Genomic DNA, 19,090 nt, shown 5'->3' with positions numbered 1-19,090 from the left:
GGCCGCATCAGCGCTGCAAAAACGCCTGATGCAGTTCAGCCAGCGTTTCAAAGTGATACGCCGGCGCTTCGGCGCTCAACTCTTCATGACTGCCGAACCCGTAACCCACCGCCGCCGCGTCCAAGCCATTGCTGCGCGCACCGATCAGGTCGTGCTTGCGGTCGCCGATCATCAAGGTGTTGGCAGGGTCCAGGTTTTCTTCGGCCATCAGGTGAGCGATCAGTTCGATCTTGTTGGTCCGGGTGCCGTCCAGTTCGCTGCCGTAAATCACCTTGAAGTGTTTGGCAAAGTCGAAATGCCGGGCGATTTCCCGAGCGAACACCCACGGTTTCGAAGTGGCGATGTACAGTTGCCTGCCTTGTCCGACCAGGGTTTCCAGCAGCGGCGTGACACCATCGAACACGCGGTTTTCGTAGAGACCGGTGACCTTGAAGCGCTCGCGGTAGAAATTCACTGCCTCCCAGGCCCGGACTTCATCGAAGTCGTAGAACTGCATGAACGCCTGCAACAGCGGTGGGCCGATGAAGTGTTCGAGCTTGGCCAGGTCCGGCTCATCGATACCCAGTTTGCTCAGGGCGAACTGGATCGAACGGGTGATGCCCTCGCGCGGATCGGTGAGGGTGCCATCGAGGTCAAACAAAACGGTTTGGTAATGCATGTCGAATCCTGAATAAGGGGGCCGGGTCAAAGCTGGTCGTAGCCTTCGGCCAGATGCAGGTCCTTGAGCTTCACGTAGTTCGCCGCGCTGTAGGTGAAAAAGGCCCGTTCCTTGTCAGTCAGCGGGCGGATCTGCTTTACCGGGCTGCCAACATACAGGAAGCCGCTTTGCAGATGCTTGCCCGGCGGCACCAGGCTGCCGGCGCCGATGATCACATCATTGTCGACGACCGCGCCGTCCATGACGATGCTGCCCATGCCGATCAATACCCGACTGCCTACCGAACAACCATGCAGCATGACCTTGTGGGCGATGGTCACGTCATCGCCGATCAGCAGCGGAAAGCCATCCGGGTTGAACGGCCCGGCGTGGGTGATGTGCAACACGCAGCCATCCTGCACGCTGGTGCGCGCGCCGATGCGGATGCGGTGCATGTCGCCACGGATCACGGTCAGCGGCCAGACCGAGCTGTCTTCGCCAATTTCAACGTCGCCGATCACCACCGCCGAGCCGTCGACAAAAGCGCCTTTACCCAGCAGCGGCGTGTGGTTCTGATACTTGCGAAGGTTCACGATAGGGTTTCTCTCTGTTGCTGATAGCTGCGGTGAACGTCGATTGTAATTAAGATGGCTGCATGTTTCTCCAGCCAAGGTATCAACCGTGAGCGTGAACAACCCTCTTTTGCAGTCCTATGACCTGCCGCCGTTCTCCGCCATCCGCGCCGAGCACGTGCAACCTGCCATTGAACAGATCCTGGCTGACAACCGTGCCGCCATCGTCGAGATCCTCAAGACCCAGGTCAAACAGCCAACGTGGGCTGGCCTGGTGCTGGCGATGGACGAACTCAACGACCGCCTGGGCGCCGCCTGGAGCCCGGTCAGCCACCTCAATGCCGTGTGCAACAGCGCCGAGCTGCGTGAAGCCTACGAGTCATGCCTGCCGGCCTTGAGCGCCTATTCCACCGAAATGGGTCAGAACCGCGAACTGTTCCAGGCTTTCGAAGCCCTGGCCAACAGTCCGGAGGCCGCCGGTTTCGACGTGGCGCAGAAAACTATCCTGGAACACTCCCTGCGTGACTTCCGTCTGTCGGGTATCGACCTGCCGGAAGCCGAACAGAAACGTTACGCCGAAGTGCAGAGCAAGCTGTCCGAATTGGGCAGCCGTTTCTCCAACCAGTTGCTCGATGCCACTCAGGCGTGGACCAAGCACATCACCGATGAAGCCGCCCTCACCGGTTTGACCGACTCGGCCAAGGCGCAAATGGCCGCTGCGGCTCAGGCCAAGGATCTGGACGGCTGGCTGATCACCCTGGAATTCCCGAGCTATTACGCGGTGATGACCTACGCCCAGGACCGCGTACTGCGTGAAGAAGTCTACGCGGCCTACTGCACCCGTGCGTCGGACCAGGGGCCGAATGCCGGCCAGAACGACAATGGCCCGATCATGGAAGAAATCCTCGGCCTGCGTCAGGAACTGGCAAAACTCTTGGGTTTCAGCAGTTTCTCCGAACTGAGCCTGGCGACCAAAATGGCCGAGTCCAGCGATCAGGTGCTGAGCTTCCTGCGCGATCTGGCCAAGCGCAGCAAGCCGTTCGCTACTCAGGATCTGGAACAGCTCAAGGCTTATGCCGCTGAACAAGGCTGCCAGGACCTGCAAAGCTGGGACAGCGGTTTCTACGGCGAAAAACTCCGTGAACAGCGTTACAGCGTGGCCCAGGAAGCCCTGCGCGCCTACTTCCCGATCGACAAGGTGCTCGGCGGCCTGTTCGCCATCGTCCAGCGTCTGTACGGCATCGAGATTGCCGAACTCAAAGGCTTCGACACCTGGCACCCGGATGTCCGCCTGTTTGAAATCAAGGAAAACGGCCAGCATGTCGGCCGCTTCTTCTTTGACCTTTACGCCCGCGCCAACAAGCGCGGCGGTGCCTGGATGGATGGCGCCCGCGACCGTCGTCGCACCGCCGGCGGTGTATTGCAAAGCCCGGTGGCGAACCTGGTGTGCAACTTCACCCCGGCCGACAGCGGCAAGCCTGCGCTGCTGACCCACGACGAAGTCACCACCCTGTTCCACGAGTTCGGTCACGGCCTGCATCACCTGCTGACCCGCGTCGAGCATGCTGGCGTGTCCGGCATCAACGGCGTGGCCTGGGATGCCGTCGAACTGCCAAGTCAGTTCATGGAAAACTGGTGCTGGGAGCCGGAAGGTCTGGCGCTGATTTCCGGTCACTATGAATCCGGTGAACCGCTGCCTCAGGACTTGCTCGGAAAAATGCTCGCGGCGAAAAATTTCCAGTCCGGCCTGATGATGGTCCGCCAACTGGAGTTCTCGCTGTTCGACTTCGAACTGCACGCCACCCACGGCGACGGCCGCAGCGTGCTGCAAGTGCTCGAAGGCGTGCGCGACGAGGTTTCGGTGATGCGTCCACCGGCCTACAACCGTTTCCCCAACAGCTTTGCGCACATCTTCGCTGGCGGTTACGCCGCGGGTTACTACAGCTACAAATGGGCTGAAGTGCTGTCCGCCGATGCGTTTTCGAAGTTCGAAGAAGAAGGCGTGCTCAACGCCGACACCGGTCGTGCGTTCCGCGAAGCAATCCTGGCTCGTGGCGGCTCCCAGGAGCCAATGGTGCTGTTCGTCGACTTCCGTGGTCGTGAGCCATCAATTGACGCACTCTTGCGCCACAGCGGCCTGAGTGAGGACGCGGCAGCATGAGTGAGGGACCTGTGATTACGAAAAAACGCTTTATCGCCGGGGCGGTCTGCCCGGCATGCAGCGAGCCGGACAAATTGATGATGTGGAACGAAGATCAGGTCCCGCACCGAGAGTGCGTGGCCTGCGGTTACTCCGACACACTCAATGAGCAAGGGCTGTCGGTGCCCAAGGAGTTGGGTACGCGGGTTAATACCAGCGCACTCAAACCAGCCGACACCAAGGTTCAGGCGGTTCAGTTCTTCCCGAACCCAAAACTGAAGAAAAAGCCGGACGAACAGCACTGAGTGAAAAAAAGCCCCCGTTACGCCATGCAACGGGGGCTTTTCTTATTCGATATGAGCGGACTTGAACCAGCTCTTCATCGAGCACGCGGCGAACGGGCTGGTGCTGCAATCGCCATTGGCCAGGGCCGTGCGCAGTTTGTCGACGTCGGCCTGCATCATGTAGCGGATGCCGTCCTTGAAGTGGGTGCTGTCACCAAAGCCGCCCTGGGTCATTTCGTTCAGGGCCTCTTCCTTGCTCCAGCCCTGGATGACAACCCGATACATGGCCGCCATCAGACCGGTACGGTCGGAACCGTGTTTGCAGTGCATCAGCACCGGGCCTTTGGCTTCGGCAGACTTGATGGCACGCAAGGCCTTGAGCACATCGGCGTCATCCACATGGTTGGTGCGATAAGGCAGCTGTACTTGCGTGATGCCTGGCGTGGACAACCAACTGGAGTCTGCTTCGGGCAGGAAGTTGATCACCGTGCCCACCTTGAGTTTCTCCAGCAGCGGAACCGCGTCCTTGTCCGGCAAGGCGCTGCGATAGAGCGTCGGCGACATCTGGAAGAGGTTGTATTGCTTCTCGACCGGTTGAGCCCAGTCTGCCGGACGCTGCATCACACTGTCGTCAGCAAGTGCCGGTGTCAGGTTAACGAGTGCAGCCAGCGACAGGCATATTGCAGATAAAAAACGTGGAAAAGACATGCTTGGCGACCGTTCAGAAAGGGACGGGAAGATGGTGGCAAGGATCAGCCATGCACGGTCAAAGGCCTGTGAGCTGACTGTCAAAGAATCGTGAAGCCTGCGCTCAGGTTATAGTTTCAGTTTGATAAATGCTTTGAGCAAGCCGTTCAGTTCGGCCCCATAGTCAAACACCTGTCCAGTTTCAGGGTTGCGCTCATGACCTTCAAAAGGCGAGCCGGAATCCGCAGATTTGGTCTCGTACACACCGAGGCTATACAGTTGATGATCCTCTTCATCAATGTCAAATACCTCAACATCTACTCGAAGCTCAGCGGGAAGACAATAAAGGTACGCTATGCCCTCTGGAGCAATTACTTGTTGATGATAAAAAGCGAGTGCAAGTTGTGTAAGGGCGGCAATGTCCTTTTCGTCGATGCTATTGTCTGGAGTTACATTGATATCGGACCATGGATCAAAATCGAACTTTGAAGTCTTGCTATCATTTTTTATATGGAGTGTCACGGAGGGAGCGCTTGCAAGAACATCGGCGAACTGCTCCATTGTTTTGTTTGGATACTCGTCTGCCCTTATTAGCTTGATAACTACCTGTACATCTTCTGGCGTTTTTATTTTTTGTAGATAAGCACCGGTTTTTATGGGCTGGGACATTTTTTATCCTCGTGGCTGTCTGGAATGCATGCGGGAGCCCGCATGCATTCGGCAGTTGTGCTTTCCAGTGATTGGAAAGTCAGGGCTCAGGGATTGACGATACTGGCATAAGCCTTTGCCAGCGCCTGTAACTTGGCTTTGTCGTCGGCACCGATGTTTCCGTCTCCATCGACATCCTTGCCAACGGCCCTGATGCTGAACGAGTTACCACGGTCTGTGGAAACAGCAGTGTAAAACTCCGAGTCGACCAGGCTTTCAATTTGAACATTGTTTTCCGCGTCCCAACTTAACTCTTTTCGAGCCAGTTGTAGCGAAACCAGTGTGTTGGGCTCCGAAGGACTCGGTTGCATAAGTTGCAGAAAGATACCGCGCTGATTAAAGAAAGACATTAATAAATCCCTTTATTTGATGGCTGTTGAGGGTGTTGCTTGTCGGGCTGAATATACGGGTGGGTATTGGATCTAACCACTGACTATATGTTTCCTCAGTTTTCTCATCATTGTTGAACAGGTCAGCTCACGGCACCCTGTCGCCAGATGAATGGCTGAGCGGTACTGGTCGATTCGCAGCACTTCGGATACTGTATGGATATACAGATCAAGGAGTCCGCCGATGGTTAGCTCTCTGCCTCCCCGTGGTCGCGGCACCGCAACCAACCCGCACAATCGCTTTGCCCCCAGCCATTCGGTGGTTGAGGACGACGGCTGGTACCAGGAAGTACCACTCACCCAGGGCACCGAGGTGAGCATTGAAACGGCGAAAACCATCATTACCCGCAACACGTCACCGGACTTACCCTTCGACCGATCGATCAATCCCTATCGCGGTTGCGAGCATGGCTGTATCTATTGCTACGCGAGGCCCAGCCATGCCTATTGGGACATGTCGCCCGGGCTGGATTTCGAAACCAGACTCATCGCCAAGACCAACGCCGCGCAGGTGCTGGAGGAGCAACTCTCAAAACGTGGGTATCAATGTGCGCCGATCAACCTCGGCTCCAACACCGACCCCTATCAGCCGATCGAGCGTGAATACAGGATCACCAGGCAAACCCTCGAAGTACTCCTGCGTTACCGACAACCCGTGACTATCGTCACCAAGGGCTCACTGATTCTTCGCGACCTGGACCTGCTGACCGAGCTTGCCAGCCAAAGACTGGTGGCAGTAATGATCAGCCTGACCACCCTGGACGACGAACTCAAACGCATCCTTGAACCCCGCGCTGCGGCGCCCAAGGCCCGGTTGCGGGCGATCAGGGTCATGCGCGAGGCGGGCATTCCGGTGGGCGTGCTGTGTTCACCGATGATTCCGATGATCAACGACAGTGAGCTCGAAAGCCTGCTCACCGAGGCTCATGCGGCCGGGGCGAAAAGTGCTGCTTACATGATGTTGCGTCTGCCGCTGGAAGTGGCGCCACTGTTCGAAGAATGGCTGGGCGCCCACTATCCGCAACGGGCGGCGCATGTGCTGAGCCTGATTCGCCAGAGCCGTGGCGGTGAGCTCTACGACAGCCGCTTTGGCGCACGAATGCGCGGTGAAGGCCCTTTCGCCGACCTGCTGGCACAGCGCTTTGCCAAAACCATCAAGCGCCTGGGGCTCAATCACCGGGAAGGCTTTGACCTGGACTGCAATGCCTTTTGTCCGCCCGGTCGCCAAATGTCGTTGATTTGAGGACAATTGGCCTATGGTTGAGTACTGAAGACCGCGCTCACGCCTTAGGCTGGTCACGTTTTTTGTGACCTGTAACACGCATTCTAGAGCGTTTTATTCAGTTTCAATTAAGATTCGGCCGCTACCTTGTTCATCGAGTGACTGATGGGTCGAGATGCTTGACCTGGATGTTTTTTAACCAGCCACTGGCTTCACACCGGACCGCACGGGATGACTCCCTGAGCCCGCCAATGAGGATGAATTGATGAGTGACAAGGATAAACAGCCGTTGGCTGCGTCGGCTTCAGCCCAACCCGAGGCCGAAACCGCCGATGCAGCGTTGCAGCATATCGTTGACGGCTTTTTGCATTTTCATCATGAGATCTTTCCTCAGCAGGAAGAGCTCTTCAAGAAACTCGCCACGGCCCAGCGGCCACGAGCGATGTTCATCGCCTGCGCCGACTCGCGCATCGTTCCCGAGTTGATTACCCAGAGTTCCCCCGGCGACCTGTTCGTGACTCGTAACGTGGGCAACGTCGTGCCGCCCTACGGGCAAATGAACGGCGGTGTTTCTACGGCCATCGAGTACGCCGTACTGGCTTTGGGGGTGCATCACATCATCATTTGCGGGCATTCCGACTGCGGTGCCATGCGCGCGGTGCTCAACCCGGACAGTCTGGAAAAAATGCCCACGGTCAAAGCCTGGCTGCGTCATGCCGAAGTGGCCAAAACCATGGTGCAGGAGAACTGCAACTGCTCTAGCGAAAGTGAAAGCATGCACATCCTCACCGAAGAGAATGTGATTGCCCAATTGCAGCATCTGCGCACCCATCCGTCGGTGGCCTCGCGCATGGCCAACGGTCAGTTATTTATTCACGGCTGGGTCTACAACATCGAAACCAGCGAAATCAAAGCGTACGACGCCGATCAAGGCTGTTTCCTGCCACTCAATGGCAGCCTGCCAATTCCCGTGGCGACGCCCAAAGCGCGCTTCTAAACCCTCCTAAATCGTTGTGTGGTTCAGCCGAGGCTGCCATTCAGGCAGCCTGGCTTTGCCATGCCTGAAGAAAACATCGGGAGATTCACCATGCGTGCTGCTCGACTCAAAGCTGTTCTGCCACGGGAGCTGCTGGCTTCGGTGGTTGTGTTTCTGGTCGCCCTGCCCCTGTGCATGGGCATCGCGATTGCCTCGGGGCTGCCACCGGCCAAAGGCCTGATCACCGGCATCATCGGTGGTCTGGTGGTCGGCTGGTTGGCCGGTTCGCCGCTGCAGGTCAGCGGCCCGGCGGCGGGCCTGGCCGTTCTGGTATTCGAGTTGGTCCGCCAGCACGGTATCGCCATGCTTGGGCCCATTCTGTTGCTGGCGGGTTTGCTGCAACTGGTGGCTGGCCGTTTGAAGCTGGGCTGCTGGTTTCGGGTGACGGCACCGGCGGTGGTGTACGGCATGCTGGCCGGGATTGGCGTGCTGATCATCCTGTCTCAGGTGCATGTGATGCTCGATGCCGTACCCAAACCCTCGGGCCTGGATAACCTGGCGGCCTTCCCGGCGGCGCTGGCTCAGGCGTTGCCCACGTTTGGCTGGCAAGCCGGTTTGCTCGGTTTGTCGACGATCGCCGTCATGTGGCTGTGGGAGAAATTCCGTCCGCAATCCCTGCGCTTCATTCCTGGCGCATTGCTAGGCGTCGGTCTGGCCACGCTTGCCAGTCTGGTGCTGGCGTTGCAGGTCAAACGGGTTGAGGTTCCGGCCAACCTGACGGAGGCCATCGACTGGCTGAAGCCCGCGGATCTGCTCAACCTGGCTGATCCGAACTTGCTGATCGCGGCGTTTGCCGTGGCCTTCATCGCGAGCGCCGAAACCTTGCTCTCAGCCGCCGCAGTTGATCGCATGCACAGTGGTCAGCGCTCGGACTTCGACCGGGAACTGTCGGCGCAAGGTATCGGCAACATGCTGTGTGGCCTGCTTGGGGCGTTGCCGATGACTGGCGTTATCGTGCGCAGTTCGGCGAATGTTCAGGCCGGCGCAACTACGCGTTTTTCGACCATTTTCCACGGCCTGTGGTTGTTGGCGTTTGTACTGTTGTTTTCCAGCGTGCTGCAAAGCATTCCGGTGGCGAGCCTGGCGGGCGTGCTGGTTTACACCGGTTTCAAGCTGGTGGATCTCAAGGTCTTCCGTGGTTTGGGCCGGTATGGTCGGGCGCCGATGTTCACCTATGCGGCAACCGCGCTCGCCATTGTTTTCACGGACCTGCTGACCGGCGTGTTGATTGGCTTCGGCCTGACGCTGGTGAAACTGGCGCTGAAAGCTTCGCGGTTGAAAATCAGCCTGATCGACCTGCCGCAGGAAGGGGAAATGGAATTGCGCCTGGTGGGCGCGGCGACCTTCCTCAAAGTGCCGGCGCTGACCCAGGTGCTGGGCAGTATTCCACCCGGCGCGACGGTGCATGTGCCGCTCAACAACCTGAGCTACATCGATCACTCGTGTCTGGAGCTACTGGAGGAGTGGGGCCGGGCGAATGCGGCCAAGGGCTCGAAGCTGTTGATTGAATCGCGGGGGTTGAAGCGCAGGCTTGAGGGACGGGTGCGGACGAATACAGGTATAGGTGCGGCTGGTTGAGGTCCAATGTGTGCGAGCTTGCTCGCGATGGCGGCGGATCAGTCAACTTTGATGTTGAATGACATGGCCTCATCGTGAGCAAGCTCGCTCCTACAGGGGATTGTGATTACCGGTGGATCAAGCCGCCGGCTGATCCAGTTCCAGGCCTACACCCAAACGACGGGACATGCACGGCCAGCGTTTCCACGCGGTGCCGGTGTCCGGGCTGTTGAGCTTCTCGCGGTAGGCTTCTACCGACTCCAGTGCGAAGCTTTCGTCGTTGAGCATCTCGTCGATGGCGTGATGCACCACTTCGTCCAGTTGGTTGGCGAACGACTCACCGATCAATTGGTGAGCAATCAGGTTAGCGACAGTCATGTCCAAGGGGATCAGTGGCTGGCCGAAATGCTTGATGTACAGGTCGTTGACCTCTTCGACAAACCGGTGCGCCAGATAGGCTTCATCCAGCAGGCTGTCGAGCCCGACATGGCCGGCCATGATGGCTGGCGGCTGGAGGAAGTACTGCTCGGCGATTGTCAGCACCGGTTTGATCTGTGACTCAATGCCCGCTTCCCTGGCGACTTCATTGGCTGCATCCAGCAGATCGGGCACTTCTTCGATGTAGGCGGCGACAAATCGCGTCAGTACGCCGCTGGTATCGGTCTCCGGCAATTGGATCGCCGGGTGCAGATGAGGCAGCTTGCTTTCCAGCTGACGCGTCAGCAGGCCGGTCTCGGCTTCGTGTTGTTGGGCTTTTTGGATCTGCTCGCGCAATGCGGCGGTGTTCATGAAAACTCCAGGAAACAAGGCAATGAAATAGGGAAGACATAACTTAGCTGGCTTACGAAAAATGCTAAGACGCATTTGTCATAATTATTTCATCCTTGAGACGGCCCCGTTATATCGGTTTGCCACCACTCGTCTGCATCCTTCTCCATTCGTGCCCTGCAACGCAAGTTAATGCTGTTTCAGATCATTTACGCCTTCGCATTGCGAGGTGAGAGTCGCTGTCTATACTCGGGTTGGAATGGAGTTAGCTGATGACGCCCGACTGCATATGCAGCAAGGCCCGGTGCTCAAGTTCGTAGTCTGATGCAGCCGCTCCCTTGCCGCAGGTGAAAGCCGGCGGGATAACAAGAACGATAAGGGGAACCCGCAATGATGCGACATCCACATGTCTGGATGGGCCTCCTGTTGTGGTCGATTTTCAGTCAGGCGCAAGCGGCCTGGACTGTGAATATGGCGCCTGGAGCGACTGAAATCAGTCACGCAGTATTCGACCTGCACATGATCATTTTCTGGATCTGTGTGGTGATCGGCATCATCGTATTTGGTGCCATGTTCTGGTCGATGATTCTCCACCGCCGCTCGACCGGGCAGGTGGCCGCCAAATTTCATGAAAGTACCACCGTCGAAATCCTCTGGACCATCGTGCCCTTCCTGATCCTGGTGGCCATGGCGGTTCCCGCTACCGCGACCCTGATCAAGATGTACGACGCCAGCGAGCCGGAAATCGATATCCAGATCACCGGCTACCAGTGGAAGTGGCACTACAAATACCTGGGCCAGGACGTCGAGTTCTTCAGCAACCTGACCACCCCACAGGATCAGATCCACAACAAGGAAACCAAGGGCGAGCACTACCTGCTCGAAGTCGACAAGCCATTGGTGCTGCCGGTCGGTGCCAAAGTGCGCTTCCTGGTGACCTCCGCCGACGTGATCCACTCCTGGTGGGTGCCGGCATTCGCGGTCAAGCGCGATGCGATTCCCGGGTTCGTCAATGAAGCCTGGACCCGTGTCGACAAGCCCGGCATCTACCGTGGCCAGTGCGCCGAGTTGTGCGGCAAGGATCACGGCTTCATGCCGACCGTGGTCGAGGTCAAGGAAAAGGCCGATTACGAAAAATGGCTGGCCGATCGCAAGACCGAGGCCGCGCAGCTCAAAGAGCTGACCAGCAAGGAATGGACCCTCGACGAGCTCAAGGATCGCGGCGACAAGATCTATCACACCACCTGCGTGGCCTGTCACCAAGCCGAAGGCCAGGGCCTGCCGCCGATGTTCCCGGCGCTCAAGGGCTCGAAGATCGCCACCGGGCCCAAAGAGGCTCACCTGAGCATTGTCTTCCACGGCAAGCCTGGCACCGCCATGGCCGCGTTCGGCAAACAACTCTCGGAAGTCGATATCGCAGCGGTCGTGACCTATGAGCGTAACGCCTGGGGCAACAACAAGGGCGACATGGTCACGCCTAAAGAAGTGCTGGAGCTGAAACAGGCGGAAAGCAAATGACCCGGTCTATTGCGCACGTAAGGAACCGGTCGGGGCTACACACCCTGGCCTGCCCAGCCCATCTGTTTGCAGGAGACAGGACATGACTGCTGTAATCGATGAACATGTTCATACCGCCACCGACCACGCCCACGGCCCCGCCAAAGGCCTGATGCGCTGGGTGCTGACCACCAACCACAAGGACATCGGTACGCTGTACCTGTGGTTTGCGTTCTGCATGTTCCTGCTTGGCGGTTCGTTCGCGATGGTGATTCGCGCCGAGCTGTTTCAGCCGGGGCTGCAGATCGTCCAGCCGGAATTCTTCAACCAGATGACCACCATGCACGGTCTGGTGATGGTATTCGGTGCGGTGATGCCGGCCTTCGTCGGCCTCGCCAACTGGATGATCCCACTGATGATCGGCGCGCCGGACATGGCCCTGCCGCGCATGAACAACTTCAGCTTCTGGCTGTTGCCGGCGGCGTTCCTGCTGCTGGTGTCGACCCTGTTCACCCCCGGTGGCGGGCCGAACTTCGGCTGGACGTTCTACGCACCGCTGTCGACCACCTACGCCCCGGAAAGCGTGACCTTCTTCATCTTCGCCATCCACTTGATGGGGATCAGTTCGATCATGGGCGCGATCAACGTGATCGCCACCATCCTCAACCTGCGCGCCCCCGGCATGACGCTGATGAAAATGCCGTTGTTCGTCTGGACTTGGCTGATCACCGCGTTCCTGCTGATCGCGGTGATGCCGGTACTGGCCGGTTGCGTGACGATGATGCTGATGGACATCCACTTCGGCACCAGTTTCTTCAGTGCCGCCGGTGGCGGAGACCCGGTGCTGTTCCAGCATGTGTTCTGGTTCTTCGGTCACCCCGAGGTGTACATCATGATCCTGCCGGCGTTCGGCGCCGTCAGCTCGATCATTCCGGCCTTTTCGCGCAAGCCGTTGTTCGGCTACACCTCGATGGTCTACGCCACGGCGAGTATCGCGTTCCTGTCGTTCATCGTCTGGGCGCACCACATGTTCGTGGTCGGCATTCCGTTGGTGGGCGAGCTGTTCTTCATGTACGCCACGCTGCTGATCGCGGTGCCTACCGGTGTGAAGGTGTTCAACTGGGCCAGCACCATGTGGCAGGGCTCGCTGACGTTCGAGACGCCGATGCTGTTTGCCGTGGCGTTCGTGATCCTGTTCTCCATCGGCGGTTTCTCCGGGTTGATGCTGGCCATCGCCCCGGCAGACTTCCAGTACCAGGACACCTACTTCGTGGTCGCGCACTTCCACTATGTGCTGGTGCCGGGGGCGATCTTCGGGATCTTCGCCTCGGCCTACTACTGGATGCCGAAATGGACCGGCCACATGTACGACGAAACCCTCGGCAAGCTGCATTTCTGGCTGTCGTTCATCGGCATGAACCTGGCCTTCTTCCCTATGCACTTCGTGGGACTGGCGGGCATGCCGCGACGGATTCCGGACTACAACCTGCAGTTCGCTGACTTCAACATGGTGTCGTCGATCGGCGCATTCATGTTCGGCGCCACGCAGATCTTCTTCCTGTTCATCGTGATCAAGACCATTCGCGGCGGCCCGCCAGCACCGGCCAAACCGTGGGACGGGGCTGAAGGTCTGGAGTGGAGCATTCCGTCGCCGGCGCCGTATCACACCTTCACCACGCCGCCGGAAGTGAAATGAACATCACTTCTGTGAGCACAAGTCAAACCTTTGTGGCGAGGGGGCTTGCCCCCGTTCGGCTGCGCAGCAGTCGCAAAACCAGCCCATGCGGTCTACCTGGTGTAACCAGATTGCAGATATTGGGGCTGCTTCGCAGCCGAACGGGGGCAAGCCCCCTCGCCACAGGTCCGTGTTCATGTCTGGCAGGGCTTGTTGAGGATTGGAATCATGGCTGACTCGATTTCAATGAAGAAACTGGTCACGCGCCTGCTGACCGTGGTGGTGGCAATGTTTGTCTTCGGCTTTGCCCTGGTGCCGATCTACGACGTGATGTGCAAGGCCTTCGGCATTAATGGCAAGACTGGCGGGCAGTACGAGGGTGAGCAGACGGTCGACACCTCGCGGCAGGTGCGCGTGCAGTTTCTGTCGACCAACACCGCTGACATGCCCTGGGACTTCTATCCCAAGGGCGAGGAACTGGTGGCCCATCCGGGGGCGGTGAACGAAATGATCTTCATCGCTCACAACCCCACCGATAAGCCGATGAGTGCCCAGGCCGTGCCGAGCATTGCGCCGAGCACCGCGGCGGCGTACTTCCACAAGACCGAATGCTTCTGCTTTACCCAGCAAGTGCTGCAGCCCGGTCAACGGATCGAGATGCCGGTACGTTTCATCGTTGACCGTGACATGCCCAAGGATGTGAAGCACCTGACGCTGTCTTATACGCTGTTCGATATCACCGCCCGACATCCACCGGTAGCTGTAAACACTGGCGGCTGAGCGTGCCCGATAAGGAGAACAATAAATGGCAACTCATGAACATTATTACGTTCCCGCCCAGAGCAAATGGCCGATCATCGCCACGCTCGGCATGGTCACCACCGTGTACGGCCTGGCTACCTGGTTCAACGATCTGAAAGCGGCGCGTCCGGAGTCCCATGGGCCGCTGATCTTTTTCGTCGGCGGGCTGTTGGTGGCCTACATGCTGTTCGGCTGGTTCGGTACGGTGATCAAGGAAAGTCGCGGCGGCTTGTACAGCGCACAGATGGATCGTTCGTTCCGCTGGGGCATGAGCTGGTTCATTTTCTCGGAGGTGATGTTCTTCATCGCCTTTTTTGGCGCGCTGTTCTATGTCCGTCACATCTCCGGGCCGGCGCTCGGCGGTGAAGGCGCCAAAGGCATCGCGCACATGCTGTGGCCGAACTTCCAGTTCACCTGGCCGCTGCTGAGCAACCCCGACTCGAAACTGTTTCCACCGCCCAAGGAAGTCATCAGCCCCTGGGGCCTGCCGCTGCTCAATACCGTGTTGCTGGTGAGTTCCAGCGTGACCGTGACCATCGCCCACCATGCCTTGAAAAAGGGCCATCGCGGCGCACTGAAACTCTGGCTGGCGCTCACCGTATTGCTCGGTTGTGCGTTCCTCACCTTCCAGGCCGAAGAGTACATGCACGCCTACCATGAACTGGGCCTGACCCTGGGTTCGGGTATCTACGGCGCGACCTTCTTCATGCTCACCGGGTTCCACGGCGCCCACGTCACCATCGGCACCATCATCCTGTTCGTGATGCTGGTGCGGATCATGCGCGGGCACTTCGACAACGAGCACCAGTTCGGTTTCGAAGCGGCGAGCTGGTACTGGCACTTCGTGGATGTGGTGTGGATCGGGCTGTTTGTTTTCGTCTATGTGCTCTGAGGCTGTGAACTTTTAGTTACCAGGGGGCATGTGAAACCAGCTGGCCGCTGAAAAAACCCCAGGTGATCAGACCCAGGGTAATGGCGGCCAGAGTGACACGCACACTCAAGGCAATGACGAGGCGGTTTGAGCGGCTGTCGTCCTTGACCAGAAAAAACAGGCCGCTGAACAGGCTGACAACCGTGGCAATCAGCATCAGGACGATGGCTGCTTTGAGCATGGTGAGACTCCGGGGGGATAAGCGATGCACTTGAGTATAGCTATCGCGATGACCGACTTTCTGGCGATGCCATGAAACGCTTTCGGCCGGGTATCGTGCCAACGCTGGTGGTGGCGCTGTTGCTGCCGCTGCTGGTGTCCCTGGGGTTCTGGCAATTGAGCCGGGGCGCGGAGAAAAGCGCGCTGCTGCAAAACTACGCCGAGCGCCGGGCCGCTGAGCCGATGGCCAGCACCGAACTGCAACACACGACAGACCCGGCCTTCCGTCGGGTTCACCTGTACGGCCGGTTCGATGCCGAACACAGCCTGCTGCTGGATAACAGTCAACGCAACGGCAGGGTCGGCGTCGAGCTGTTGCAGCCCTTTCACGATCAGGCCAGCGGGCTTTGGCTGTTGGTCAATCGCGGCTGGTTGCCTTGGCCGGAGCGCCGCACACCACCGCAATTCAAGACACCTGGCGAAGCAGTCAGCCTCGACGCATGGGTCTACGTCTCCCCCGGGGCGACGTTCCAATTGCACGCAGACCCCACAACGTTGACATGGCCGAAGCTGATTACGGCCGTTGAGCCAGACAAACTCTGGACAGCACTGAGCCGCGAAGGCTTTGCCTACGAACTGCGCGCCGAAACCGGCCCCGCCACCTATCAGGCCGACTGGCCGGTAGTCGCCATGGGTCCTGAAAAACACATCGCTTATGCCGTGCAGTGGTTCGCCATGGCGATCGCCCTGTTCGGTCTTTATCTCTATCTCGGCTGGCACAACGCAAAGGAGAAACACCATGGGAGCGGCCATGAATCCACCCAGCATGTCTGAGGCGAAACCGTCGGTGAACCGGCGCAAGGGCCGTATGCAACTGCTGCTGATCCTGCTCGGGGTGATCGGTCCGATGATCCTCGCCACCGGCATGTACAAGCTGAATTTCTGGGTGCCCGAGGGCCGCAGTTATCACGGCGAACTGATCGGCAACGGTCAGACCCGCGCGGACATCGGCGTGCAGGCCCAGGAAGATCGCTGGCAGTTACTGGTGACCGCGCCTAAGGATTGCGCGGTGGATTGTCAGCAACTGGTGTATCTGGCGCGGCAAATCCAGATCGGCCTGGGCCGCGATGCATCCCGCGCCAGCCATGCATTGGCCGCCGCGCAGACGCTGAACAGCGATTACGAGACTAAACTTCAACGCGAGTACCCGCAGTTGCAACGCTATTCACTGGACTTGCCTGCCTACACAAAAGGCGCCCAGAGCAATGACGCGCCGCACCTGTGGATCATCGACCCCCACGGCAATCTTGTGCTGCGCTACGACCCGTCGGTGAAGGGCAAGGACCTGCTCAACGATCTGCGCCACCTGTTGAAACTGTCGAACATCGGATAAGGGCATCGTCATGGCCAAACCTGGATTTCGCCTCGCGTTGTTTGCCACCTTGCTGGCACTGATTGTGGTGTTGCTCGGCGCCTACACCCGCCTCACCCACGCCGGCCTCGGCTGCCCGGACTGGCCCGGTTGCTACGGCTTCATCAGCGTGCCGAAAAGCGAAGCCCAGCTGGCCCATGCCGAATTGCATTTCCCGGACGCTCCGGTCGAGGCCCACAAGGGCTGGAACGAGATGGTCCACCGCTACTTCGCCGGCACGCTGGGGCTGTTGATCGCGGTGTTGGCCGGTCGTTCGTGGATGCATCGCCGCCATCCCGGACAGCCGGTGAAGCTGCCGTTGTTTCTGTTGGCGGTGGTATTTGGCCAGGCCGCGTTCGGCATGTGGACGGTAACGCTCAAGCTCTGGCCGCAGGTGGTTACCGGGCATTTGCTGGGCGGCTTCGCGACCTTGAGCCTATTGTTTCTGCTGACCTTGCGCCTGTCCGGCGTACTGCCGGCGCTGACCGTGCCACGACGTTTGCAGCACTGGGCGACGGCGGGGCTGTTGCTGGTGATCGGGCAAATCGCTCTCGGCGGCTGGGTCAGTTCCAACTATGCCGCGGTGGCCTGTATCGACTTCCCGACCTGCCACGGCCAGTGGTTGCCAGCGGCGGACTTCGCCAATGGTTTTCACCTGACCCAGCACATCGGTCCGAACTACCTCGGCGGGCAACTGGACAGCGACGCCCGTACGGCCATTCACCTGACCCATCGCATCGGCGCGTTGCTGGTCACCCTGGTATTGCTCGGTCTGGCGTGGCAACTGAAGGCAGTTGGCATGACGCGCCTGGCAGGCCTGGTGCTGATCGCCCTCGGCGCACAAATCACCCTGGGCATCAGCAACGTGCTGTTTCATCTGCCGTTGCCGGTGGCCGTCGCGCATAACGCGGGCGGCGCGGCGCTGTTGCTGACCATGGTACTGGTCAATTACCACGCCCGAACCAGCCTGGTCCGGGTCAAGCAAGCGCGCTGGCACTTCAGCCCGCGTAAACATTCAGCCGGGCCCATAACAATAAAAGGAGAGATGCCATGGCGATTCTGATCGGCGAACGTCCCAGTCAGGCGATCTGGCGTGACTACCTGGAGCTGACCAAACCCAAGGTCGTGGTGCTGATGCTCATCACTTCACTGGTGGGGATGTTCCTCGCGACCCGCGCCGGGGTGCCGTGGACGGTGCTGATTTTCGGCAACCTGGGCATCGCCCTGTGTGCCGGCGGTGCGGCGGCGGTCAATCATGTGGTGGACCGGCGTATCGACGCGGTGATGGCGCGCACCCACAAACGGCCGCTCGCCGAAGGCCGGGTTTCGCCAACCGCCGCGCTGACGTTCGCACTGGTATTGGCGGTCCTCGGACAAGCCATGCTGCTGGCGTTCACCAACCCGCTGACCGCGTGGCTGACCCTTGCCTCGTTGCTCGGCTACGCGGTGGTCTACACCGGATTCCTCAAGCGCGCGACCCCGCAGAACATCGTCATCGGTGGTCTGGCCGGTGCCGCACCGCCGTTGCTCGGCTGGACTGCCGCCACCGGTCATGTCAGCGCCGAGCCACTGCTGCTGGTGCTGATCATATTCGCCTGGACCCCGCCGCACTTCTGGGCGCTGGCGATCCATCGCAAGGAGGAATACGCCAAGGCCGACATACCGATGCTGCCGGTCACCCATGGCGAACACTACACCAAGATTCACATCCTGCTTTATACCTTCGCATTGCTTGCCGTCAGCCTGATGCCTTATGTGATCCACATGAGCGGCACGCTCTACCTGGTCTGCGCGCTCGGACTGGGTGCGCGGTTTCTGCAATGGGCCGTGGTGCTGTACCGTGGCACTCGGCCGCACGCGGCGATCAACACGTTCAAGTACTCTATTTACTACTTGTTCCTGCTGTTTATCGCCCTGCTCGTAGACCACTACCTACTGTTGAACCTATGACTCGAACCCAGAAAACCGTCTTCATACTCGTCGCCCTGGTCGCCCTGATCCTGGGCCTGACCGTCAACAAGGTGCTGTCCGGGAAAAACCAGGGCGATCCGACGGCGCTGATCGACGCTGGCATCATCTTGTTGCCGCAGAGCCGGAATCTGCCGGACGTGATGATGACCAACCAGGATGGCCAGCCGGTCGCGATCAATGAATTGAAAGGCAAGTGGAGCTTGCTGTTCTTCGGCTACACCTTCTGCCCGGACATCTGCCCGACCACCCTCGCCCAGTTGCGGCAGATCAAGAGCGAGTTGCCACCCGAGGCTGTGGATAAATTGCAAATCGTGCTGGTCAGTATCGACCCCAATCGCGATACGCCCAAGCAGCTCAAGCAGTATCTGGGCTATTTCGATCCGCAGTTTGTTGGCCTGACCCCGGCGTCGACCGATGAGCTGCAAACGATCGCCAACGCGGTGAGCATTCCATTCATTCCGGCGGACACCAGCAAGCCGAACTACACCGTTGACCACAGCGGTAACCTTGCGGTGATCGGGCCGGACGGCACCCAGCGCGGGTTCATTCGGGCGCCGTTGAACAATGCGAAGCTGGTGGCGCAGTTGCCGGTGATGCTCAAGCGCAACTGAAAGCACCACCAAACCCTGTGGGGGCTGTGTTTCA

General features: G+C 59.1%; 21 protein-coding genes. 14 read left to right on the top strand and 7 right to left on the bottom strand.

The window, feature by feature from the left end; genetic code table 11:
* Positions 1-7: 7 nt before the first annotated feature.
* Both VC35_RS22680 and VC35_RS22675 read right to left on the bottom strand, forming a co-directional pair.
* Positions 8-658 carry an HAD family hydrolase gene (locus VC35_RS22680; protein WP_046042701.1) on the bottom strand — a complete coding sequence of 217 codons (651 nt, stop codon included), beginning with the start codon at positions 656-658 and terminating at the stop codon, positions 8-10.
* A gap of 26 nt (positions 659-684) precedes the next feature.
* Entirely contained in the window at positions 685-1,230 is a 546-nt protein-coding gene (locus tag VC35_RS22675) for a gamma carbonic anhydrase family protein (RefSeq protein WP_046042700.1), read from the bottom strand.
* Between the two features lie 88 nt (positions 1,231-1,318).
* Between VC35_RS22675 and prlC the strand changes: the two genes are divergently transcribed.
* The gene (prlC, locus tag VC35_RS22670; protein ID WP_046042699.1) at positions 1,319-3,370 is read left to right on the top strand and encodes an oligopeptidase A; all 2,052 of its coding nucleotides are present in this window, start codon (positions 1,319-1,321) and stop codon (positions 3,368-3,370) included.
* On the top strand, positions 3,367-3,654 hold the full coding sequence (locus VC35_RS22665; RefSeq protein ID WP_008018424.1) for a YheV family putative zinc ribbon protein: 288 nt from the start codon (positions 3,367-3,369) through the stop codon (positions 3,652-3,654). Before prlC ends, VC35_RS22665 begins: the two co-directional genes overlap by 4 nt.
* A 42-nt stretch (positions 3,655-3,696) precedes the next feature.
* Here the strand turns inward: VC35_RS22665 and VC35_RS22660 are convergent, their stop codons facing one another.
* From VC35_RS22660 to VC35_RS22650, 3 genes are all read right to left on the bottom strand, one after another.
* Positions 3,697-4,341: a dual specificity protein phosphatase family protein gene (locus tag VC35_RS22660; protein ID WP_221174495.1), complete on the bottom strand. Its 645-nt coding sequence runs from the start codon at positions 4,339-4,341 to the stop codon at positions 3,697-3,699.
* A 108-nt stretch (positions 4,342-4,449) separates the two neighbouring features.
* A complete protein-coding gene (locus VC35_RS22655; protein ID WP_046042697.1) occupies positions 4,450-4,989 on the bottom strand; it encodes a hypothetical protein in 540 nt (179 codons plus the stop codon).
* 86 nt (positions 4,990-5,075) lie between these two features.
* Entirely contained in the window at positions 5,076-5,378 is a 303-nt protein-coding gene (locus VC35_RS22650) for a hypothetical protein (RefSeq protein ID WP_046042696.1), read from the bottom strand.
* 223 nt (positions 5,379-5,601) lie between these two features.
* Here VC35_RS22650 and VC35_RS22645 point away from each other — a divergent pair, with 223 nt between their 5' ends.
* The 3 genes from VC35_RS22645 to VC35_RS22635 all read left to right on the top strand — a co-directional run bounded on the left by VC35_RS22645 (position 5,602) and on the right by VC35_RS22635 (position 9,253).
* On the top strand, positions 5,602-6,660 hold the full coding sequence (locus tag VC35_RS22645) for a PA0069 family radical SAM protein (protein ID WP_046042695.1): 1,059 nt from the start codon (positions 5,602-5,604) through the stop codon (positions 6,658-6,660).
* Positions 6,661-6,904: 244 nt separating this feature from the next.
* Positions 6,905-7,636 (top strand): carbonic anhydrase, encoded by a 732-nt coding sequence (locus VC35_RS22640; RefSeq protein ID WP_008045785.1) that lies wholly within the window; start codon positions 6,905-6,907, stop codon positions 7,634-7,636.
* Positions 7,637-7,726: 90 nt separating this feature from the next.
* Entirely contained in the window at positions 7,727-9,253 is a 1,527-nt protein-coding gene (locus tag VC35_RS22635; RefSeq protein ID WP_046042693.1) for a SulP family inorganic anion transporter, read from the top strand.
* 117 nt (positions 9,254-9,370) lie between these two features.
* Here VC35_RS22635 and VC35_RS22630 read toward each other — a convergent pair whose 3' ends face one another.
* On the bottom strand, positions 9,371-10,021 hold the full coding sequence (locus tag VC35_RS22630) for a hypothetical protein (RefSeq protein ID WP_046042692.1): 651 nt from the start codon (positions 10,019-10,021) through the stop codon (positions 9,371-9,373).
* A gap of 369 nt (positions 10,022-10,390) precedes the next feature.
* Between VC35_RS22630 and coxB the strand changes: the two genes are divergently transcribed.
* From coxB to VC35_RS22610, 4 genes are all read left to right on the top strand, one after another.
* Entirely contained in the window at positions 10,391-11,518 is a 1,128-nt protein-coding gene (gene coxB, locus VC35_RS22625; RefSeq protein WP_046042691.1) for a cytochrome c oxidase subunit II, read from the top strand.
* A gap of 82 nt (positions 11,519-11,600) precedes the next feature.
* Positions 11,601-13,193: a cytochrome c oxidase subunit I gene (ctaD, locus tag VC35_RS22620; RefSeq protein WP_046042690.1), complete on the top strand. Its 1,593-nt coding sequence runs from the start codon at positions 11,601-11,603 to the stop codon at positions 13,191-13,193.
* 207 nt (positions 13,194-13,400) lie between these two features.
* The gene (locus VC35_RS22615; RefSeq protein ID WP_046042689.1) at positions 13,401-13,952 is read left to right on the top strand and encodes a cytochrome c oxidase assembly protein; all 552 of its coding nucleotides are present in this window, start codon (positions 13,401-13,403) and stop codon (positions 13,950-13,952) included.
* A 25-nt stretch (positions 13,953-13,977) separates the two neighbouring features.
* Positions 13,978-14,865 carry a cytochrome c oxidase subunit 3 gene (locus VC35_RS22610; protein ID WP_046042688.1) on the top strand — a complete coding sequence of 296 codons (888 nt, stop codon included), beginning with the start codon at positions 13,978-13,980 and terminating at the stop codon, positions 14,863-14,865.
* Between the two features lie 16 nt (positions 14,866-14,881).
* Here VC35_RS22610 and VC35_RS22605 read toward each other — a convergent pair whose 3' ends face one another.
* The gene (locus tag VC35_RS22605; protein ID WP_007969817.1) at positions 14,882-15,085 is read right to left on the bottom strand and encodes a twin transmembrane helix small protein; all 204 of its coding nucleotides are present in this window, start codon (positions 15,083-15,085) and stop codon (positions 14,882-14,884) included.
* Between the two features lie 71 nt (positions 15,086-15,156).
* Between VC35_RS22605 and VC35_RS22600 the strand changes: the two genes are divergently transcribed.
* Genes VC35_RS22600 through VC35_RS22580 form a run of 5 tightly spaced genes read left to right on the top strand, consistent with a single transcriptional unit; the run spans position 15,157 to position 19,056 of the window.
* Entirely contained in the window at positions 15,157-15,897 is a 741-nt protein-coding gene (locus tag VC35_RS22600) for an SURF1 family protein (RefSeq protein ID WP_046042687.1), read from the top strand.
* Entirely contained in the window at positions 15,863-16,456 is a 594-nt protein-coding gene (locus tag VC35_RS22595; RefSeq protein ID WP_046042686.1) for a hypothetical protein, read from the top strand. The genes VC35_RS22600 and VC35_RS22595 overlap by 35 nt, the downstream gene beginning before the upstream one ends.
* A gap of 10 nt (positions 16,457-16,466) precedes the next feature.
* The gene (locus VC35_RS22590) at positions 16,467-17,537 is read left to right on the top strand and encodes a COX15/CtaA family protein (RefSeq protein WP_046042685.1); all 1,071 of its coding nucleotides are present in this window, start codon (positions 16,467-16,469) and stop codon (positions 17,535-17,537) included.
* Positions 17,525-18,424 (top strand): heme o synthase, encoded by a 900-nt coding sequence (gene cyoE, locus VC35_RS22585; protein WP_008045805.1) that lies wholly within the window; start codon positions 17,525-17,527, stop codon positions 18,422-18,424. Before VC35_RS22590 ends, cyoE begins: the two co-directional genes overlap by 13 nt.
* The gene (locus VC35_RS22580; RefSeq protein ID WP_046042684.1) at positions 18,421-19,056 is read left to right on the top strand and encodes an SCO family protein; all 636 of its coding nucleotides are present in this window, start codon (positions 18,421-18,423) and stop codon (positions 19,054-19,056) included. The genes cyoE and VC35_RS22580 overlap by 4 nt, the downstream gene beginning before the upstream one ends.
* Positions 19,057-19,090 lie beyond the last annotated feature (34 nt).

It is taken from the genome of Pseudomonas fluorescens, from assembly GCF_000967965.1.
Classification (GTDB): domain Bacteria; phylum Pseudomonadota; class Gammaproteobacteria; order Pseudomonadales; family Pseudomonadaceae; genus Aquipseudomonas; species Aquipseudomonas grandcourensis.
The sequence above is the reverse complement of the archived record's forward strand: the minus strand, read 5'-3'. Positions and strand labels throughout refer to the sequence as shown.

Excerpts from the sequence above, each read along its gene's own strand:
- VC35_RS22680 (WP_046042701.1), bottom strand. The coding sequence starts at position 658 with ATGCATTACCAAACCGTTTTGTTTGACCTCGATGGCACCCTCACCGAT.
- VC35_RS22665 (WP_008018424.1), top strand. The coding sequence starts at position 3,367 with ATGAGTGAGGGACCTGTGATTACGAAAAAACGCTTTATCGCCGGGGCG.
- VC35_RS22660 (WP_221174495.1), bottom strand. The coding sequence starts at position 4,341 with ATGTCTTTTCCACGTTTTTTATCTGCAATATGCCTGTCGCTGGCTGCA.
- VC35_RS22655 (WP_046042697.1), bottom strand. The coding sequence starts at position 4,989 with ATGTCCCAGCCCATAAAAACCGGTGCTTATCTACAAAAAATAAAAACG.
- VC35_RS22650 (WP_046042696.1), bottom strand. The coding sequence starts at position 5,378 with ATGTCTTTCTTTAATCAGCGCGGTATCTTTCTGCAACTTATGCAACCG.
- VC35_RS22645 (WP_046042695.1), top strand. The coding sequence starts at position 5,602 with ATGGTTAGCTCTCTGCCTCCCCGTGGTCGCGGCACCGCAACCAACCCG.
- VC35_RS22640 (WP_008045785.1), top strand. The coding sequence starts at position 6,905 with ATGAGTGACAAGGATAAACAGCCGTTGGCTGCGTCGGCTTCAGCCCAA.
- VC35_RS22635 (WP_046042693.1), top strand. The coding sequence starts at position 7,727 with ATGCGTGCTGCTCGACTCAAAGCTGTTCTGCCACGGGAGCTGCTGGCT.
- VC35_RS22630 (WP_046042692.1), bottom strand. The coding sequence starts at position 10,021 with ATGAACACCGCCGCATTGCGCGAGCAGATCCAAAAAGCCCAACAACAC.
- coxB (WP_046042691.1), top strand. The coding sequence starts at position 10,391 with ATGATGCGACATCCACATGTCTGGATGGGCCTCCTGTTGTGGTCGATT.
- ctaD (WP_046042690.1), top strand. The coding sequence starts at position 11,601 with ATGACTGCTGTAATCGATGAACATGTTCATACCGCCACCGACCACGCC.
- VC35_RS22615 (WP_046042689.1), top strand. The coding sequence starts at position 13,401 with ATGGCTGACTCGATTTCAATGAAGAAACTGGTCACGCGCCTGCTGACC.
- VC35_RS22610 (WP_046042688.1), top strand. The coding sequence starts at position 13,978 with ATGGCAACTCATGAACATTATTACGTTCCCGCCCAGAGCAAATGGCCG.
- VC35_RS22605 (WP_007969817.1), bottom strand. The coding sequence starts at position 15,085 with ATGCTCAAAGCAGCCATCGTCCTGATGCTGATTGCCACGGTTGTCAGC.
- VC35_RS22600 (WP_046042687.1), top strand. The coding sequence starts at position 15,157 with ATGAAACGCTTTCGGCCGGGTATCGTGCCAACGCTGGTGGTGGCGCTG.
- VC35_RS22595 (WP_046042686.1), top strand. The coding sequence starts at position 15,863 with ATGGGAGCGGCCATGAATCCACCCAGCATGTCTGAGGCGAAACCGTCG.
- VC35_RS22590 (WP_046042685.1), top strand. The coding sequence starts at position 16,467 with ATGGCCAAACCTGGATTTCGCCTCGCGTTGTTTGCCACCTTGCTGGCA.
- cyoE (WP_008045805.1), top strand. The coding sequence starts at position 17,525 with ATGGCGATTCTGATCGGCGAACGTCCCAGTCAGGCGATCTGGCGTGAC.
- VC35_RS22580 (WP_046042684.1), top strand. The coding sequence starts at position 18,421 with ATGACTCGAACCCAGAAAACCGTCTTCATACTCGTCGCCCTGGTCGCC.